The organism is Aquimarina latercula DSM 2041, from assembly GCF_000430645.1.
Lineage (GTDB): Bacteria > Bacteroidota > Bacteroidia > Flavobacteriales > Flavobacteriaceae > Aquimarina > Aquimarina latercula.
This window is the reverse complement of sequence record NZ_AUMK01000015.1, coordinates 57,437-77,344: the sequence shown is the minus strand read 5'-3', so window position 1 is coordinate 77,344 and position 19,908 is coordinate 57,437. Positions and strand designations below refer to the sequence as shown.

General features: G+C 31.5%; 17 protein-coding genes. 10 read left to right on the top strand and 7 right to left on the bottom strand.

Translation table 11 applies throughout. The features are described 5' to 3' along the window. Nucleotide 1: 1 nt before the first annotated feature. The 3 genes from H526_RS0114905 to H526_RS0114895 are packed head-to-tail and all read right to left on the bottom strand — an operon-like array spanning nt 2 to nt 3,530. Entirely contained in the window at nt 2-1,075 is a 1,074-nt protein-coding gene (locus tag H526_RS0114905) for a glycosyltransferase (protein ID WP_051336176.1), read from the bottom strand. 36 nt (nt 1,076-1,111) lie between these two features. Then, on the bottom strand, nt 1,112-2,407 hold the full coding sequence (locus H526_RS0114900; RefSeq protein WP_027393748.1) for an O-antigen translocase: 1,296 nt from the start codon (nt 2,405-2,407) through the stop codon (nt 1,112-1,114). Between the two features lie 4 nt (nt 2,408-2,411). Beyond that, nucleotides 2,412-3,530: a DegT/DnrJ/EryC1/StrS family aminotransferase gene (locus tag H526_RS0114895; protein WP_245591211.1), complete on the bottom strand. Its 1,119-nt coding sequence runs from the start codon at nt 3,528-3,530 to the stop codon at nt 2,412-2,414. Nucleotides 3,531-3,712: 182 nt separating this feature from the next. Between H526_RS0114895 and H526_RS0114890 the strand changes: the two genes are divergently transcribed. Next, nucleotides 3,713-4,858: a glycosyltransferase family protein gene (locus H526_RS0114890; protein ID WP_027393746.1), complete on the top strand. Its 1,146-nt coding sequence runs from the start codon at nt 3,713-3,715 to the stop codon at nt 4,856-4,858. A 3-nt stretch (nt 4,859-4,861) separates the two neighbouring features. Here H526_RS0114890 and H526_RS0114885 read toward each other — a convergent pair whose 3' ends face one another. Both H526_RS0114885 and typA read right to left on the bottom strand, forming a co-directional pair. Then, the gene (locus tag H526_RS0114885; RefSeq protein ID WP_233557590.1) at nt 4,862-5,794 is read right to left on the bottom strand and encodes a GNAT family N-acetyltransferase; all 933 of its coding nucleotides are present in this window, start codon (nt 5,792-5,794) and stop codon (nt 4,862-4,864) included. Nucleotides 5,795-6,346: 552 nt separating this feature from the next. After that, a complete protein-coding gene (gene typA, locus H526_RS0114875; RefSeq protein ID WP_027393743.1) occupies nt 6,347-8,146 on the bottom strand; it encodes a translational GTPase TypA in 1,800 nt (599 codons plus the stop codon). A gap of 275 nt (nt 8,147-8,421) precedes the next feature. Here typA and kdsA point away from each other — a divergent pair, with 275 nt between their 5' ends. Next, nucleotides 8,422-9,240, top strand: coding sequence for a 3-deoxy-8-phosphooctulonate synthase (kdsA, locus tag H526_RS0114870; RefSeq protein ID WP_027393742.1), 819 nt, complete (start codon nt 8,422-8,424; stop codon nt 9,238-9,240). On the opposite strand, the gene H526_RS0114865 is transcribed toward kdsA, so the two are convergent. Continuing rightward, a complete protein-coding gene (locus H526_RS0114865; RefSeq protein ID WP_027393741.1) occupies nt 9,227-9,589 on the bottom strand; it encodes a DUF1801 domain-containing protein in 363 nt (120 codons plus the stop codon). The two genes, kdsA and H526_RS0114865, sit on opposite strands and share 14 nt — an antisense overlap. Before the next feature lie 63 nt (nt 9,590-9,652). Between H526_RS0114865 and H526_RS0114860 the strand changes: the two genes are divergently transcribed. The 8 genes from H526_RS0114860 to H526_RS0114825 all read left to right on the top strand — a co-directional run bounded on the left by H526_RS0114860 (nt 9,653) and on the right by H526_RS0114825 (nt 15,734). Then, a complete protein-coding gene (locus H526_RS0114860) occupies nt 9,653-11,134 on the top strand; it encodes a carboxypeptidase-like regulatory domain-containing protein (RefSeq protein WP_027393740.1) in 1,482 nt (493 codons plus the stop codon). A 74-nt stretch (nt 11,135-11,208) separates the two neighbouring features. After that, a complete protein-coding gene (locus tag H526_RS0114855; RefSeq protein WP_027393739.1) occupies nt 11,209-11,814 on the top strand; it encodes a hypothetical protein in 606 nt (201 codons plus the stop codon). Nucleotides 11,815-11,856: 42 nt separating this feature from the next. Next, nucleotides 11,857-12,150, top strand: coding sequence for a winged helix-turn-helix domain-containing protein (locus H526_RS0114850; RefSeq protein ID WP_027393738.1), 294 nt, complete (start codon nt 11,857-11,859; stop codon nt 12,148-12,150). Between the two features lie 54 nt (nt 12,151-12,204). Beyond that, on the top strand, nt 12,205-12,672 hold the full coding sequence (locus H526_RS0114845; RefSeq protein ID WP_027393737.1) for a Coq4 family protein: 468 nt from the start codon (nt 12,205-12,207) through the stop codon (nt 12,670-12,672). 26 nt (nt 12,673-12,698) lie between these two features. After that, a complete protein-coding gene (locus H526_RS0114840) occupies nt 12,699-12,977 on the top strand; it encodes a hypothetical protein (RefSeq protein WP_147404134.1) in 279 nt (92 codons plus the stop codon). Next, nucleotides 12,977-13,630 (top strand): DUF1361 domain-containing protein, encoded by a 654-nt coding sequence (locus tag H526_RS29240; protein ID WP_051336175.1) that lies wholly within the window; start codon nt 12,977-12,979, stop codon nt 13,628-13,630. The genes H526_RS0114840 and H526_RS29240 overlap by 1 nt, the downstream gene beginning before the upstream one ends. A 29-nt stretch (nt 13,631-13,659) precedes the next feature. Next, nucleotides 13,660-15,024 carry a cell envelope integrity protein CreD gene (gene creD / locus H526_RS0114830; protein ID WP_027393735.1) on the top strand — a complete coding sequence of 455 codons (1,365 nt, stop codon included), beginning with the start codon at nt 13,660-13,662 and terminating at the stop codon, nt 15,022-15,024. A 215-nt stretch (nt 15,025-15,239) separates the two neighbouring features. Then, complete coding sequence (locus H526_RS0114825; protein ID WP_027393734.1) at nt 15,240-15,734, top strand: DUF192 domain-containing protein; 495 nt, start codon at nt 15,240-15,242, stop codon at nt 15,732-15,734. A 75-nt stretch (nt 15,735-15,809) separates the two neighbouring features. On the opposite strand, the gene H526_RS0114820 is transcribed toward H526_RS0114825, so the two are convergent. Then, nucleotides 15,810-19,496 (bottom strand): starch-binding protein, encoded by a 3,687-nt coding sequence (locus H526_RS0114820; RefSeq protein ID WP_035085688.1) that lies wholly within the window; start codon nt 19,494-19,496, stop codon nt 15,810-15,812. Between the last annotated feature and the right edge of the window lie 412 nt (nt 19,497-19,908).

Genomic DNA, 19,908 nt, shown 5'->3' with positions numbered 1-19,908 from the left:
TCTATTTTTTGGAAGGAAGTATTGCTTGCCATTGTGGTATTATATTTTCTATTTCAAATTTTGAAACGCTAGAGATCGTACCATTTTTACATTTTTGATAAAAAGCTTGATCTTCTATCATTTTATTTAAAGCTTCTGTAAAAGCCATTTCTTTATTTAAAGGCACTAATATACCATTCTCACCGGTAACAATCACTTCTGATGGACCTGATTTACAATCTACCGACACTACTGGCGTCCCCATAGCTAAAGATTCTATTAACACCATCGGAAAACCTTCGTAGTTACTGGTTAATGTTGTATACAAAGCTTTTTTTACATAAGGAAATGGGTTTTCCGAAAATCCTTTGAAAACCACATAATCTTCAATCTTTAATTTTTTAACCAGATTTTGAATCTTTATTTTATCAGGCCCATCACCTAATATAAGAAGTCTTACACCTTGTTTCGGCAATCTTGATGCAGCATATGATTCTACTAGAAAACTATAATTTTTGGAATCTTCAGAAATTCTACCATAAGATAAAATGTAAGGATAACTAGGTGTCTCTACATTTACCTCAGACATCGTATCCCAACGTTTTCTATCAAATGCATTATAAATACAACTTCCTTTACTTAAACCATATTTTTCTTTAAAATGACATACTGCTTCTTTAGAAACTCCAATCAATTCATATGCATCCTTATATAACAATTTTCCTAAAAATCTATTATCAGGAAAATAAATACCGATATTATAACTGTGAATGATAAAGACTGTATCCGTCTTTTGATACACAAAAGTATTAATAAACCATTGTCTAAACCACCAAGGTCTTGGAGCTGCATCGATGATATAATCAAACTTATTTTCTTTAATAAGTTTTCTACTAATTACAAATTTTCGCCAACGTTTGTGCAAACCCTTATTAGAAGTAGTAAGCAATTCTAAATTTACTAGGTTTCCTTTATAATCGTAAACAATATCATCAAGAATACTAACAATCGTAACATCATACCCAGAATCTTCTAGCATTCTCGACAAAATAGCACTTGATCGTTCGGCTCCTCCCGCGCCTAAGGAAGAAACCATCAAACAAATTTTTATTCTTTTGTTTTGAGTCACTAGTTAAATTTTCCTATCAGGTCCAAAAAATGATTTTCTAAACACTAAAATCAACAATAAAAAATAAACGACATAATTAAAAAAATACGCCATAGAAGCACCAATAAATCCGAATTGGTTTATAAAATAAATACTTGCAAAATATAAAAATGTAAACGAAATAATTTCTGTAATTATATAATACCAAAACATTCTTTTAGCCAAAAATTGATATGCTATCACCAAAGATGCTATTTTGAAAAGATCTCCAAACAACTGCCAGATAAACAAAGGTTCCATTGCAGTAAAATCATTTGAAAAAAGAATTCCAATTATGATATTTCTCAAAAAATAAATAATCAAAAACCCAATAACAAATATTGGTAAAATCGTCTTGTAAAAATTAAATACTTCTAATCTAAAACTTTTACTACTATTTATTTCAGATAGTCTAGGTAATAAATATATAGTTAATAAAGTCGTTATAAATAACATATATTGACTACTAATACTCTGTATTGCTTCCCAATAACCGGCTTCTTCTAAACCTTCATTAGCAATAATAAAATTTCTTATTCTGATCAAAATAGCGGGTAAAACGGTTACAGAAACCAATGTCATAACAGCAAATGAGCTTAATCTTTTTAGATATTTTGGCGATATCTTAGTAGATGGCAAAAATTTAGTAACATCTTTTTTATTCAGTATGATTACAATGGTAAAACATAATGATACCGCTGGATTTATGATAATAGCCCAAAATGCACCTTCTAGTTTATATTCCCAAACTAAGAAAACCGTAATTAGTAAACCTAAAATACTACTAACAATATTAAGTAGTATATACATCTTATATTTAGAATATCCGTTAATTATTGCCAAACACAAGGTGTTTACTGAATAAAAAGGGAGTGCTATTGCTATGGCTTTAAAAACAAAATTATACTGATAACTATTTCCAAAAACCAGATTATTCCAAAACGTTGGAAACAAATAAAGCCATGTAGACAAGAAAATGATTATTATTAAACACAAAAGATAGGAAGTTGATAACACAGATCTAATTTCCTTTTTATCACTCTTAAATTCTGCAATATATTTTACAATTCCATTATATAAACCTAGGGTACCAATCGATTGAATAGAGGTCAAAACATTTCGAAGATTACCAATCAACGCTAACCCTTCTGGACCTAAAAATATTGCAACTACCTTAAGACTTATAAAGCCAGTTATCATTTTTACGAATACACCTATGGCATTAAAAGAGCTAACTTTAATTAAAACATTGTTTTTTAGTTTATCAAAGTATGAATCCACTCCTTTAGTATTCGTTTAAGGTTTTTATAATCTTACTAACCTCCTGATCGGTTAAGCCCGTATTAAGCGGAATACTAACAACTTCTTTGTGCATTCGTTCCGTTATCGGTAATGAAAGTTCAGAAAACTCTTTTAGAGCGTTCTGTTTATGCGGAGGAATTGGATAATGGATATGATATCCAATTCCTAAATCATCTAAATATTGACAAAACTCTAAACGATTTTTGACTCTAACCACAAAAAGATGAAATACATGATTCTCTGAACCATCCCAACCAGGCAACACAATTTTATCATTTTCAATTTCTGACAGATACCTTTTAGCAATTTGTCTTCGCCTTTGATTATCTTCTTTCAGGTCTTTTAACTTCTCCAATAAAAATGCTGCTTGCAGTTCATCCAATCTAGAATTAACCCCTAAATAATCGTTTTGATACTTTTTAGAAGAACCATAATTCCCAATACTCCTAACAACATCTGCTAATTCTTTATTATTAGTAGTTATTGCGCCCGCATCCCCCAATGCTCCCACATTTTTTGCCGGATAAAAACTAAAAGAAGAAGCATTACATAAATCACCTACCAATCTATCATTGTTATAAATTGCTCCGTGCGCTTGAGCGGCATCATCAATTACAAATAAATTATATCTCTTAGCGATTTCATTGATTTCTTTCATTTTCGCTAGCTGACCATATAAATGAACAGGCACAATCGCTTTGGTTTTATTAGAAATATGTTCTTCAATTCTATTAATATCTATATTAAAAGTATCTCTATCAGGTTCCACCAACACAGGTTGTAACCCAGCATATTTAATAGATAAAATTGAAGCTATAAATGTATTTGAAGGAACAATTACTTCGTCTCCAGAATTAATTTTTCCAAGTTCAATATACCCTTTAAGAATTATTGTTAACGCATCTAGTCCATTACCAACACCAATACAATACTTAGCTCCACAAAACTTAGCATAAGAATCCTCAAACTCTTTAACAAAAGTTCCTTTAATGTATCTACCTTCATCCAAAAACTTGGAAAAACAATCTTTATATTTTTCATGATAACGACTATTAATTTTATGAAGATCTAGAAATGGAATCAACTGTTTAGGGTTTGTCATTATCAAAAATATCTATCTACATTTATGAATTATCTTGTACAAAAAGAATTCAGTAGGATTCAGTTTTTATTATTACAGTATTAAAAATACCTTTACAGCAAAGATATTTGTTTTTGTGAAAGCCCATAAAAACGTATGATAATTTTTTAAAGTCTTTAATATAGGGACTTAACGTTACTTGAATGAAAATATTATTAGTAGGAGAATACAGTCGATTACACAATTCGCTTAAAGAAGGTCTAATAAAAAATGGACATGAGGTAACTATTGTGGGTAATGGTGATGTGTTTAAGAAATATCCAATTGATATAGACGTTGATGGAAGTGTTGTAAAAAACAATTTTGTGCTTAATAAGATTAGACACTTAATTTTTAAAATTACTTCGATTGATATTGCATCTGTGGAATCCTACATTAAATTCAAAAAAAACAAGGCCTCTCTATCCAATTATGATTTTGTTCAATTAATTAACGAAACTCCTTTTAATATTGGACAATATTTCGAGAAAAAACTCTTAAAATTTCTTTTTCAAAACAACAAGAATGTTTTTTTACTTGCTTGCGGCGATGATTTTAGATTTATTTCTTATTTACTTTCTGGAAAATTTCCATACAGCACGGTAAGTCCTTTTTTAAAAGACAACACTCTAAAAAAAGAATATAAAAACACTTTGAAATTTGTTTCTAAAAAACAAAAAAACATACACGATTTCGTCTTTAAAAATATAAAAGGGGTTATTCCAGCAAGTGTGGAGTATCATATTGCTTATAAAAACACTCCTAAAGTATTACCACTGATTCCAAATCCTGTAAATATAGACTCTATCAAGATAATTCCTTTCGTAAAGCATAAAAAGATAAAAATACTTCACGGAATCAATACTTCAAATTACATAAAAAAAGGAAATGAATATTTTGAAAACGCCTTAACTACCATTACAAACAAATATCCTGATAAAATCGAATTAATTACCACCAAAGATCTCCCGTATAACCAATATATCAAACACTTCTTATCTGCAGATATTATATTAGACCAAGCTCAGGCACATGATCAAGGGTATAATGCCTTAGAAGCCATGGCAATGGGCAAAGTGGTTTTTACAGGTGCTGGAGAAGACTTTAGAAAATATTATAATCTTAAAGATGTCGTAGCAATCGACACATCTCCTGATAGTGCTAAAATAGCTCAAAACCTAGAAAAATTAATTCTTAATACTGATATGGTTTTTGAAATAGGAAAAAATGCCAGAGCATTTATCGAAAAAGAGCATCATTACATTAATGTCGCAAAAAAATATATTGAAACGTGGAAGACATACAGTTGACATCTAAACGACCAACTCATAAAAATCCTGTGTATAGATTTCGCATCCTAACTCCTCCTTCTGTTTTAACAATCCAAAATTATTTTCAGTAACTGTACCCATATCGAAAAAACGAAACCCTTCTTTTCTATATTTATTAATTAAAGAGATAAAAAGAAAATCCAACGCTCTATATTGTTCACCTTTATTGGTCACAGCTCCATATTGGGACTTTACTACTCCTTCACTTTTAAAAATGGTAATTCCTGCAAGAACTTCTTTATCTAAACTTATGACAAATTGTTTTATAGATTCGGGAAACCTTTTCTTTAATAAATCAATCTCTTGCAACGTATGAACAGGTTTTACATTATGCTTTTCTTTCAGCCTTGGTATCAAGACACTATTCCAGAAACCTGAAAAGTCATTTACTTCTTGTATTTCAAAACCAATATCTTTTCTTTTTTCATAATGCTTAAGTTTACTCTTATGAATGCTAGATGGTAGACTATAATCTATAGCTAAATTTAGATCTCTACGATAAATTTTCCCTCCATGTTCTGACAAAAAAAATGTAAACTCATTGGTTGGTTTTTTATTGTAAAAAATTGGTATAGTCTTAACAAATAGATTACGAACTTTATAAGAATCAAGAAATTTAATTATTTCAGAAAGAATATTTCTTACTTTTTCTCCTCCAATACTCTTTTTAAGAATTATACCTCCATAGGTTAAGCCTTGATGTGAATAAACCGCTTCATTCTTGATGTTAGCGGGAAAAACAGCTATCAACGTTGAATTATTAAAAACTAATAAAGAGAAATCAAGGAATCTATCAGAATGATATTCCATAAAATCCCGGTTAAAAAGAAAAGTACCATTCTTAGAGTTATCTATAAAATCATTCCATAACGAATAATCTTCTTTTTGATATTTTTTAATTGTATACGTTGACAAAATAAGTATTTATGAAAGTGAAAATAGCTAATTTGTTTGAGTATCTGGAATATAAAACTTACTTTTAGATGATTAAGTAAGAAGTTATGCTTCTTTTCTTAAGAAAAGGTAATAAAAGTTTATACCCGCAATTGCTGTATTAGTAATTATTATTGGCAATGACCAGTTGAGTAAGACCCCATAAATTACAAAAGCCACACACCCCACAGTATTTATTAGACGAAGTTTTTTGATATTACGCATCAGAAACGATATAAGCACCATAAATGATGCAAAATAACCAACCAGTTCTATTACTAAATTTTGATCTAAAGACATAAAAAAATGTATTTTATCGATAAAAAATGTATTTTACCGTTATTTTAAAGGATTTTACAAGTTTACAGTTATTTCAAAAAATTACATTTGCGCGGACAAAAAAATTATACTAATAAACAATTACTCCTACAAACGAATTAATCCCAAAACCACAATTACCCCAAGATTTCGACAAAAAATCCCGAGTTACCTCGGGATTTTTTAATTATATATTATAAATAAGAAGTTTTAGACTTATACAATTTTATTTCTCTTACGCTCAACTTCTGTTAAGAATACTTTTCTTAATCGTAAATGATTAGGAGTAACTTCTACATACTCATCTTTTTGAATATATTCCAAAGCTTCTTCTAAAGAGAATTTAATTGCAGGAACGATCTTAGCTTTATCATCAGCTCCAGAAGAACGAACATTACTTAACTTTTTAGTTTTAGTAATATTAACTGTCATATCATCTCCTCTAGAATTCTCTCCTATCACTTGACCTTCATAAATATCCTCACCTGGATCTACAAAAAACTTCCCTCTATCTTGTAATTTATCAATAGAATACGGTATTGCAGAACCTTTTTCCATAGATACTAAAGATCCATTAATACGACCTGGAATATCACCTTTAAGTGGCTGATATTCTTTAAATCGGTGCGCCATAATCGCCTCTCCAGCGGTAGCCGTTAATAACTGATTACGTAATCCAATAATACCTCTAGATGGGATCATAAACTCACAAACCATTCGCTCTCCTTTGGCTTCCATGCTTAACATTTCTCCTTTACGCATTGTTACCATTTCTACCGCTTTACCAGATACATTCTCAGGTAAATCAATAGTTAATTCTTCAATAGGTTCGCATTTTACACCATCAATCTCCTTAATAATTACTTGCGGCTGTCCGATTTGTAATTCATATCCTTCTCTACGCATTGTTTCAATAAGTACAGATAAGTGAAGTACACCTCTACCAAAAACCAAGAATTTATCCGCACTATTAGTTTCATTAACTCTAAGTGCTAAATTTTTCTCTAATTCTTTTTCTAATCTTTCTTTGATATGTCTCGAAGTAACAAATTTTCCATCTTTACCAAAAAACGGAGAATCGTTAATCGTAAATAACATACTCATCGTTGGTTCATCAATTGCGATCGTTTTTAAACCTTCTGGGTTTTCGATATCAGCAACGGTATCACCGATTTCAAATCCTTCTAAACCAACTAAAGCACAAATATCTCCTGCCTCTACTTTATCGACTTTCATTCTTCCTAAACCTTCGAAAGTATGAAGTTCTTTTATTTTTGATTTCTTTATTGTTCCATCACGTTTTACTAACGAAACCTGCATTCCTTCTGTCAATGTACCTCTTTGTAAACGACCAATCGCTATACGACCTGTAAATGAAGAAAAGTCTAATGATGTAATTAACATCTGTACTGTCCCTTCTTGGATCTTTGGCGCAGGAATATGCTCCATCACCATATCCAATAATGGTTCTATACTATCAGTTTCTTTCTGCCAGTCATCACTCATCCAGTTGTTCTTTGCAGAACCATAAACTGTTGGGAAATCTAACTGCCACTCCTCTGCTCCTAATTCAAACATTAGATCAAAAACTTTCTCGTGCACTTCATCAGGAGTGCAGTTCTCCTTATCTACTTTATTAACAACTACACAAGGTTTTAATCCTAAATCAATTGCTTTTTGAAGTACAAAACGTGTTTGCGGCATTGGCCCTTCAAAAGCATCTACTAATAATAGAACACCATCAGCCATATTTAATACACGCTCTACTTCTCCACCGAAATCGGCGTGACCTGGTGTATCAATAATATTGATTTTTGTTCCTTTATAAGTAACAGAAACATTCTTAGAAGTAATTGTGATTCCTCTTTCGCGCTCTAAATCATTATTATCTAAAATCAAATCTCCTGTATTCTCGTTTTCACGAAATAATTGACAGTGATACATAATTTTATCTACCAAGGTAGTTTTACCGTGATCTACGTGAGCAATAATAGCAATGTTTTTTATAGCAGTCATATACGCCTGAATTTAAGGGTGCAAATGTACGTTATATTTTAATAGGTTGTATATTAAAACAAGAATAATAAAACAGCTTCAAAATCAAACACTTAAACCTCTCTTGTAAAGCTTCTTAAATTTCAGTTAACAATTAAGTATTCGAACAATAATATCTTGGTAACATAGGTTAAGACGACTAATATTCAACATGATAATAGATACAAAACTTCTTGATAGATAATCTTTTCATTCAATCATTAAAACGCATATCTTTGCATTCTTAAAATATTGATATGGAACTTTCAAAGATTAAAAACCTAAAAAACCTTGATGCTAATAATTTTTTCCTTCTTGCAGGACCTTGTGCTATTGAGGGAGAAGAAATGGCTTTAAGAATTGCTGAAAAAGTAGTAGAAATCACTTCTAAACTTAAAATTCCATATGTTTTCAAAGGTTCTTTTAAAAAAGCAAATCGAAGCCGTATTGATAGTTTTACGGGTATTGGAAATGAAAAAGCGTTAAAAATTTTACGTAAAGTAGGAGAAACTTTTGAGGTTCCAACAGTAACTGATATCCATGAGAATGATGATGCAGCTATGGCTGCAGAATATGTTGATATTTTACAAATTCCTGCATTTTTGGTAAGACAGACTGACCTAGTAGTTGCCGCAGCCAAAACTGGAAAAACAGTAAACCTTAAAAAAGGACAGTTTATGAGTCCCGAAGCAATGCAACATGCAGTAAGAAAGGTTAATGATAGTGGTAGCGACTTAGCTATGATTACAGACAGAGGAACTATGTTCGGATATCAAGATATGATTGTAGATTTTAGAGGAATACCAACTATGAAACAATATGCTACTACAGTTCTAGATGTTACACATTCTCTACAACAACCTAATCAGACTAGCGGAGTAACGGGTGGAAGACCAGATATGATAGAAACAATAGCACGTGCTGGAGTGGTAACTGGTGTTGATGGTCTATTTATGGAAACGCATTTTGATCCTTCAAATGCAAAAAGTGATGGTGCTAATATGCTAGACCTACAATATCTAGAAAAGTTACTTAGTAACTTGGTTGCTATTAGACAAACCGTTAATTCGTTATAATTTTTTTATTTCTATGTAAATATGCTTGCTCAAGGAGGTCAATAAGCATGTCTTCTTCTATTTCCTTTGGCTCAAAATAGCGTAAAGATTTAACGTATTTTCTTTTATCTGACACTAGCTTATCCAGGTGCTTGGTAAAATATTGTGCTCCCCAAAAGCCAATATCCACATATCCTTTAGTTACATTTAGATAGCAAATAGGACTTTTATCTATGTAATAAAAAGGAACTTTCCACTTAAATAGCAATTGTACCTCTGGCAAAGTAGTTTCAATAAGTACCTGTAAATGAAGTAACATAGATCGAAATGGTTCCGGTTGGTTAAGAATATAATTTTCTGCAGGATTCAATAAAAAATGGTATTTTTAAAATAGTTAATTTTACAATTATTAACCCCAAGATATCTAATCACATTGAAACCTCAAAACTCAATTCAATTAATCTTCTTTTTCCTTTTTTTATTACCTGGACTAGCTGAAAGTCAGATAAAAAAAAAGAAACAAGAAACATATACCATAGAAGCAACTGTTCTGGATAAGAGCACCAAAACTCCTTTGCCTTTTACGAATGTTTTAATTGACGGAACATCAATAGGAACTATAACTAATGAAGAAGGAAAATTTGAGTTAACTATTAGTAAAAAATATGAATCCCGTAAAGTTGTATTTTCTTTTGTAGGTTATGAAAACAGTAGTATATCAATAAAAAAATTAAAAGATACTTCTAAAAAAGTATACCTAAATCCAGTTTCTACCTCATTAGATGAAATTGTTGTAACGGTAAAAAACAAATACAAAGAACTGATTGATCAAGCTATTTCATTAATTCCAGAAAATTACTCTCAGCAATCCACTGAACTAGAAGCATATTACAGAGAATTAACAAAAATAGATAACAATTACACAAAATTCTCCGATGCTGCGAGCCTTATACATTACTCCGCTTATGATTCTAATTTTGATTATTTATTATCTAGGACAAATTACATGCAGTTTAATCGTCTAGAATATAATATTAACCAAGTTCCTTTTCCTGAGCCCCAAAAATTTGTAGCTGACACCAGAGACAAGGCCAAAATAATAGCCTTAAGAAAAAGTAATAATCTACAAGATTATAAAATTTTAGAACAATCAAAGAAATTAAAATCTATCGACACTTTAAATCTAAAATGGTTGGAAAATAATGAAATAGGTGGAGGTCCTCTTCGATTAACTGGAGCAGATAAAGTAAAAAGGAAAGAAGATTTCTTTGATTCTCAAATAAATAACAAATATCTTTTCACCCTTTATGGAAAGAGCACTTATAATAATAAGTTAGTTTATATTATTTCTTTTAAGCCAAAAGATTTCTCTGATATTGAAACTCCCTATATTGGTGAAGTGACTATAGAAGAAGATAGCAAGGCAATTATTTCATATCAATATAAACTTACTAACGAAGCAAAGAGTACTTTAAACCAGCGATTCGCAGCCCAACTAAAAACTCCAGAAGTTATAGAAAAAAGTAGCAAAAAAGCATTTATTACGCGCATTACCAGTCTAAAGAACTATCAAGTTTATGTTACATTCTCTGACTATAAGAGCACTTGGTATCTAAAGCGAATTAAAGCAATTAATTCGTATGAAAACACAGGTGATTTATTCGAAAACTATAAAATAACTACAGAGTCAGAATTAATAGTTGGCGCGGTTAATATTGAAAAAATTTCTTCTTTTACTAATGACGAAATTTTTAAAAATAATTTTTCTAATGCCCTATTTAACTACCCGCTTTCCTATGATAGCAATTTCTGGAATAACTACAATACCCTTATAGCTACTGGTGTTGTAGGAGAGGCATTAGAAGATTTAGAAGTTAAAGGAAGTTTAGAATCACAATTTAAACGTAAAAACTAATTCCGGATTAAGTTCAAAAAAATTTGTGAGTTTCAATATTTTAATTTTACTTTGTATTTCAAAGTACTTTTAATATGAGCACAGAAGATTATTTAAAAGATATTACGGAGATCAAGGATATGATGAATAAATCATCACGATTTTTCTCCCTTAGTGGTTTATCAGGAATATTAGCAGGTATATATGCAATCATAGGTGCAGCAATTGCTTATTATCTTGTTAGTGTCAGCGGTATAGATTATGTTATCGCCGAAGGAAAGATATTTAACTATATTCTAATTGACCTTGCAGCAGTAGCGCTTTTAAGCATTATAACCGGTATCATATTAAGCAACAGAAAAGCTAAGCAAAATAACGAAACCCTTTGGAATGGAACTTCCAAAAGATTACTCACTGCTTTTTTAATTCCATTGGTTACTGGTGGTATTTTTATTATCATCAAAGTTTATAATCATCATTATGGCCTTACTGGATCATTAATGCTAATTTTTTATGGATTAGCCTTAGTAAATGCGTCAAAATATACTATTGGAAATGTAAAATATTTGGGGTATGCAGAAATTATATTAGGTTTGGTGTGTTCTGTATTTCCAAATTATGGTTTCTGGTTTTGGGTTCTAGGGTTTGGGATAATGCATATTGTCTATGGTAGTTTAATCTATTTAAAACACGATAGATAAAATTCTTCGAAACACTTAAAATTTAAGCTTAAAAGCTAAGAAATGAGCAGTATAATTGGCAACATAAATAAAGCATTTGATCACCGAATACGACTAGGTATTATGTCCGTATTGGTGGTTAATGAATATGCTGATTTTAAAATGCTAAAGGAATTGTTAGGTGCAACGGATGGAAATTTAGCTAGTCACACCAAAGCGCTAGAAAAATCGGAATATATATTGGTTGAAAAATCATTCATAGGAAAAAAACCAAACACGCGATATAGTGCCACTAAAAAAGGGCGTGATGCCTTTAAAAAACATGTAGAAGCTATTGAAAAATTACTAAAGCAATAGCTATATTTTTTTATTTATTTACTTTGAATTTCAAAGTACTTTTAAAAATTAAAAATGAGATCAATATTATTAGAAATACTATATGAATGGAGTAAAATTCCATATCAAAAATGGTTCAAAAAAGAAGATCCTTGGGGTATTTCAATATCACAACTGTTAAGATATCCTAAAACAAGTCTTGGATTTCACTTAGGGAGCTTTTTGCTACAACATGATTTCACACCTCAGCCTAAATTAGAAAATCATGATGTATTTCACGTACTAACAAAAACTGGAATTACAGTTCCTGAGGAAATATCAATGCAGTATTACCTTCTTGGTAACGGTAAAAAGAGTGCATACTTATATACTGTTATTTTCATAGGAACCTTACTCTATCCTGATAAGTTTAAAGTATTTAGAAATGCATTTAAACAAGGGCGTAATGCCTATTCATTTCATCAATTGGATTTCAAAAAATTACTAGATCAATCACTGGACACCATAAGAACAACTTTTTTAATATCTACACCATGCAAATAACACAATCAGCAAATCGAAACGCCCTTATGATAGCAACCTTTAGCTTTCTTTTAGGCACGATACTCTTATTACTACATCTAATTGTTCCATGGGAACAAATAACCACAATAGGTCTATTTTATGTTATAATTGCCGTTGTTCTTAACGGAATAACTTTTATAGGATTATTAGCAAATACAGTTATCAATTATCACTGTTACAAGGAAAACTTAACCACTGTATTAGTTTTCTTATTAAATATTCCTATTGCTATTGGATACTTCTTAATCGTTATCAATAACCCTTTTCATACTATTATTTTATAATGAATTCTTTACAAAAACAACTCCCGTTTATTAAAGGTTTTAGTATAGCCGTAGCATTTAGCATAACACTTTTAATTATTAGAGTTACAAAATTAGATTCTGTTTTCTTTCTATTTTTAATCTGGAACTTATTTCTAGCCTGCATCCCATACGGAATAACAACCGTGCTTAGTTTTGACAGAATACACAAAAATAGATTTCTATTCGGATTAGGTTTTATAGCCTGGTTAGCTTTTTTACCTAACGCGCCTTACATACTAACCGATTTACAGCATATTAGACTTAGTTCTCTACATTCTGTATGGTTCGATGTGCTTCTCATCTTATCTTTTGCCATTAACGGATTAATAATTGGATTTGCTTCTTTGCGAACAATGCAGCGACTACTTCGGGAACACTTTTCTAATAAGGCCACCAATTTCATCATACATCTAACCCTATTATTATGTGGGTTTGGTATATACATGGGACGTATACTTCGATGGAATAGTTGGGATCTCATTCAAAATCCATTACATATTCTAGGTGACATATTTAGGCGAATAATATCACCTATCGAACATATACATACTTGGGTATTTACCATTGGTTTTGGTAGTTTTTTAATCATCACCTATCACTTAATACAACATTATCACAAAGAAAATAACTAAAAAGACAATCATTATAAATTTAAACAGTCATGGAAAATCAAAAACCAAAAAAATCCTTTGGACAATGGATAAAAACCTCAATTACCATTCGTATGCTTATGGTAGGCATATTAATTTTAGTTCTATTGATTCCACTTTCTTATATCAAAAGCCTAATACAGGAACGTTCTATAAGACAAGAACAAACGGTAGTAAGTGACATCAACCAAAAATGGGGGAATCAAGTAATGCTCTATGGGCCTATTCTAAAACTTCCATATCAAACTCATAATATCAAAAAAATATGGGATGAAAAAACTAAATCATATACTGAAGAAGACATTATTACGGTTCGACATGCTTTCTTCTTTCCTAATTTATTAGATATCAAAGCAAACGTTACATCTGACACACTAAAAAGAGGTATTTACAAATCTCCAGTATACACTTCTGACATGAAGATTAAAGGATCATTTACAATACCATCTTTTGATACTCAAGATATTCCAGAAGAAGATATTTTATGGGATAAATCTACTATTATTCTTAACTCTACAAATCTAAAAGGAATAAAAAGTAATCTCCAATTAAAACTCGGTACAGAAAATTACTTACTCCAATCAAAATACTCAAAAGATTCATACACCAATACGTTAGAAACTAAATTTCTAAACGAAAACTCATGGCCAAAAGAAAAAGCAATTGACTTTAACCTAGATCTTATCATCAACGGAAGTAATCAACTAAAATTCATCCCGGTAGGTAAAGAAACTAATGTAAGTATAACTTCTGATTGGGCTTCTCCAAAATTTGATGGAAACTATTTACCAGATCCAAAAACTAAATCAATTACCGAGAAAGGTTTTAAAGCTAACTGGAAAGTATTACAGGTGAACAGAGAATTCGAACAAGAGTTTTTTGGAGAGTTACCACATATTAATTCATCTGCTTTTGGAGTAAAATTTATTGTCCCTGTAGATGATTATCAAAAGAGTGAAAGAACTGCCAAATATGGATATTTAGTTATAGCACTTACCTTCTTAGTCTTCTTTTTAATACAAACTATTAGCAAGATAAATATTCATCCATTCCAATACTTAATGATAGGGTTAGCACTGACCATGTTTTATACTTTACTGATATCAATCTCCGAACACTCAAGCTTTTTATATGCTTATCTAATTGCTGGTATCTCCGTAATAGTATTAATTTCTGTATATACTAAAGCAATTCTTAGAAGTTTTAAGTTTATGGGCATGATATCAGCATCTTTGACTGCTCTGTACGCCTTTATATTTGTAATTATTCAGTTAGAAGATTACGCATTATTAGTAGGTAGTATTGGATTGTTTTTAATACTGGGAACCATTATGATGGTATCTAGAAAAATTGATTGGGGGAATGATGGAGGTTAATTTTTTTTTATATAAATCACATAACTATTTTTTAAAATAACAAACAAAAATGCTGGTTAGTTAGTTGAGAAAAGTCGTGCTTCGAATTTTTGAAGTGCGGCTTTTTTTTAACAAAGATTTGTTTCTTTTAGAAATTGTGTTTCACAAAGAAAACCGTTACTTTTCGTTCTTAAACAGATCTTAACTCATATTGGACCAACAAAAAGAAAATACTAATGAAAAAAAACATATTTGTGTCAGTAATACTGGTTTTCAGTTTATTTATTTTCTCTTGCAAAAAAGAAATCGATAAAAAAATAGTCACAGAAGAGATAAAATTCACAAAAGAAGGAGAACTATCTATTTATAACTTACAAGATTCAATCCCAAGTCAAATTGTTTCGTTAGACATAGAAATCGCGGATAATGATTATGAAAGAGAAACGGGACTGATGTATCGTAAAACTATGGAAGAAAAAAGAGGTATGTTATTTATTCAGGAGAAGTTTAAACTACAAAGTTTTTATATGAAAAATACATTGATCCCTTTAGATATTATCTACATTGATGATCAATATAAAATCGTGAGTTTTCAAAAAGATGCAAAGCCATTAGACGAAACATCTCTTCCTTCTGGAAAACCTGCTAAATATATTTTAGAAATAAACAGTGGGTTATCTGATCAATGGAATTTAAAAATTGGTGATTCTATATCCTTTAAAAGAAACTAAACTTATCTGAGTCAAATAAAAACCCTTGAAAGATTATTCTTTTCAAGGGTTTTACCCAGGGATAAATCGGAAAAATTATTTAATAATCTTCACAACCTTATTAATAGTTTTACCACTGAATTTCACAAAATATATTCCTTTTGTCACATTAAGAGGTATTGATATCACTCCATTTTTACTTGATATCACATCAGAATAATACAATCCTCCTTTTATATCTCTAATCGTAACACTAAGAGACCTATCCTCTCCCGATATATTAAAGTTAATCTCATCTTTAAAAGGATTAGGATAAGGTGAAGAAATCCTTACCGCATTTTTTTCTGGTTCTTTATTTAAAGGCTCATTTACCCAACCATTATCATACCATCCTTCACCGCATATTTCTAAATCTCCTGTTTGTTGTTCTCCATTTATACTAAAAATAACTTTTGCACATGTTACCCCAGATAATGTATACTCATACCATCCATCTCCATCTATATCCGTCATTTGGGAACCAGGCCAAGAAGTAGTCAAAGATGTGGGAGTTGTTTCCCAGTAATATAATGTTACAGAATTCCAATTAGTATTGTTATTATTAAAATGAATTGTCAATTCATCATCAGAAACATCGCCAGGACAAGCTGTTGGACACTGATCATACCATTGATTAGTAGATGAATCATACCATCCATCTACTTCTCTCATCAAATCATCTGATTGCCCTCCATTGTTGTTGTTGTTAAACACAATACCTATGTCAGCATTTTCTTCGATCAAAAATGAGTACCACTGTGAGGATTGTTCTCTATCCATTGATCTACCTGGCCAATTCCAACCAGGTAATGGTTGATTTGTATTTTTATCAAATAAATACACATATACATCATTCCAGTTAGACATATTTCGATAATAAACAGTAAATGATTGAGCCTCGGTGATATTATAATCTTCAGAAATAATCGATGACTGACCGCTACTATTATAAGCAATAGCCCTTAACGTAGTATCTTCTGTAAAAATCAATTCATTTTGATATAAAGAACTAGAATCCGAAGGTTCTGATCCATCTACGGTATAATAAATTACTCCTTGATTGGTAGTCGATAAATTAACCGAAACGCTTCCTTCATAAGATCCTCCTAATGGAGTAACTGACAATTCAGGCAATCCTAAAACTCCCGGACAATCCGAAGGGCATTGATCATACCAAATATTTTCTGAATACACATACCAACCATCTACATTTCTAAATTGATCGTCTGACTGTTCTCCATTTCCATTTGTAAAAACAAGACCAACCTCTACTGACTCCGCTATGATTGTAATGTACCAAGGCGAATCCTGTTCTTTAGTCATTAATTTACCTGGCCAATTCCAACCAGGTAATGCTGCATTATTATTTTTATCAAAAGCGTATACATAAACCTGACTCCAATTAGAAGTGTTCTTAAAGTGAATACTATAAGAAGGCAAGTCACCAAATGTATAATTCCTAGTGATTACTTCGGAAGAATTTCCATCTTCATCAAATGCTATTGCTTTTAAGATGATTGGTTCACTATCAGCACTACCAATATCGAATGAATTCGAATATTCAGTACTTGATTGATCAGGATCTGATCCATCTATAGTATAATAAACAACAACCCCATCATTAACAGATGTTGTTGAAGCTTCTAACACTACTTCAATCGTATCATCATAATTTCCAGAATCGGGGGTTACAGTTAGAGTTACCTGATCACTACTATTAAATTCCCCAACATATACATGTTGAATAGGGGTCTTAAACACATTCCCCTTGGTATCCACAGCTTCTACATAATAATCTACCAATACATTAAAGAGGCCTTTAATCTCTGCATAACATAAATCTGCAATAGCTGTTGGTTCTATAAATAAATCAATTTCTGGATCTTGTGTTACATTACCTTTTGGAAATTCTTTCTGTATCATAGAGATACTATTCCAAGAACTCACACCTTCACTAGTTGAATATACGTCATTCACATTATCAGAAATAGGATTTACGCCATCATTATCTGTTCTATATTTTAACTCTACTGAAGCCAGACCATTTACATCATGTGCAAATGTCCAAACATGAAAATCAGAAGTATTCTGAACTTCTTGATATGCATAAATAGGCCCAAACCCTTTACCTCCAGGATTATATGGAAAACGTTGTGGAATAAACACAGATGGTGGCGTATTGTCTTGTTCTGGGGCGTCTCCAATTTCTGCTTTCGCATGTTCTATTGCAATATTACCCGCTAGCGTCTGCTTAACCTCCATATCAATTGCTTTCCCATAATACATATAACCACTAGTTAAAGATGGTAAGAAAAAATGCCAAGCTTTTTCCGCATTGGAAGCCCCGAAAGAAGGGTCAATAACTTTTGCAAGATCAACACCTCCACTATTGTCCTCTGCAGTTAAAACATAGTTTTCTGCAGCAGTTATTACCGCCCAATTTCTAGCATCCTCAGTCCATCCATCCGGATTAAACGTATAATCTGTGGTATCATACAAAGGCCATAACCAATTAATAAATTGAGGGTGTCCCCAATCATTAGCAGCATTTACCCAAGATCCATCTTCTACTCTCACAATATCACTTTCTGGAACTGGGTAAGAGTTTAAGAATTGTTGTATTGTAGTGGGATCATATCCTTTAGAAGCAGCTTCATTAGCAAATCCAGGAACAGACTCTTGGTAATAACTATCTCCACCACCCCAAGCATTATCTCCATCATGAGCAAGCAATACAATCGATGGCTGACTTGCGTTACTAAAAGGAGCAATATTAGCATCTATTTCCCCTGTTCCCATAGAACTAAATCCGTTCTGATAACTCAATAAATCTGCCATCGGTACAACATCCATTTTATATGCTTGACCAGTTTCTGGATCAATATATTGCGCTTTGTGTGCTTGATAACAATATGGAGCGGCAAAAGTTCCTCCTCTCCCGTCTATTTGACCTTTCCACCAATTCTGTCCATTGGTAGCTACTTTATCCGCAGCATTAGGTGGGTCAATATTAACCCCAGAAGTTCCATAATCCAATGGGTAATCGTTTAAAGTACGTGATAAATGGCTATTAGCTACAACAGACCATTGAAAACCCTCTTCTACCAAAACCTTTATGATCCTTTCGGAAAAAGAACATTCTGCTGGCCAAAAACCTTTAGAATACTCTCCTCCAAAAGTTTCAGTCATTATTAATTTATGCGTTTTCAATTCCATTCTTAAAGCACGTTCACTTATTAATGGTGCTAATGCATGATGAAACGTAAATCCCGTTAGATCCATCCTAGGCTGTCCACCAGATGTTTTCCAGTTTTTAGCTTCTATAAAATTATTTTCCCAGCCCTGGCTATAACCCCAAACTCCAGCATTTCCTAGGCTATTTACATTTTCTATCAAGCAACCAGAATAATTAACCTGCGCACCACCATTTGGTAATCCCAACAATGTTTGAACAGAGTTCTTTGGTCCATACTGATATGCTTTTACACGATCATATTTCCCAAAAATTTCCTCCAAATTATTTAATGGATGACTTATTCCATCATCATAAATATTCCAGGAGTCACCAGAAGTTTTTAGATTATGAGACTCTAGAACAGTCTGATAGCGGTTAGGATTTTCTTTACTTTTCTCAGGCCAATAATTGGGCTGTTGCATATGCCACAAATAAGAAGTGTGGACTTGTTGTGCTACTATCCCCGAATAGACAAATAGCAATACCAAAAATAAGTTAGTGTTTTTCATGAATATTGTGTGTTAAATATATAATAGTGTTATGTTGTAAAACAACATTTATATATTCCAACGACAACTAACCCCTGCAAAGAAAATTTTCCCAGATCTTGTATTTGCAAACTACCTATAGATACTTCAGCGTCATTATATGTTCAAAAAAATGAACAACTAAAACTTTCGATTATGTATAACTACATAATACTAAAAAGTGGATAGCTGCTATTTTTACATCACACTCTTAAACTATCAATTAGTCAAAAAATTAACTATTTAATAGTGATATTTTCAAATGTAGGTAATTAAAAAAAATAATTTCTTACTCCATTATTACGCAAACGATATAGTGTTAACAAAAAGACAAAGATTCATAAAACCGTAACCTATCATTAGGGAAAATTCAAACAAAAAAAGAGTTGCATCC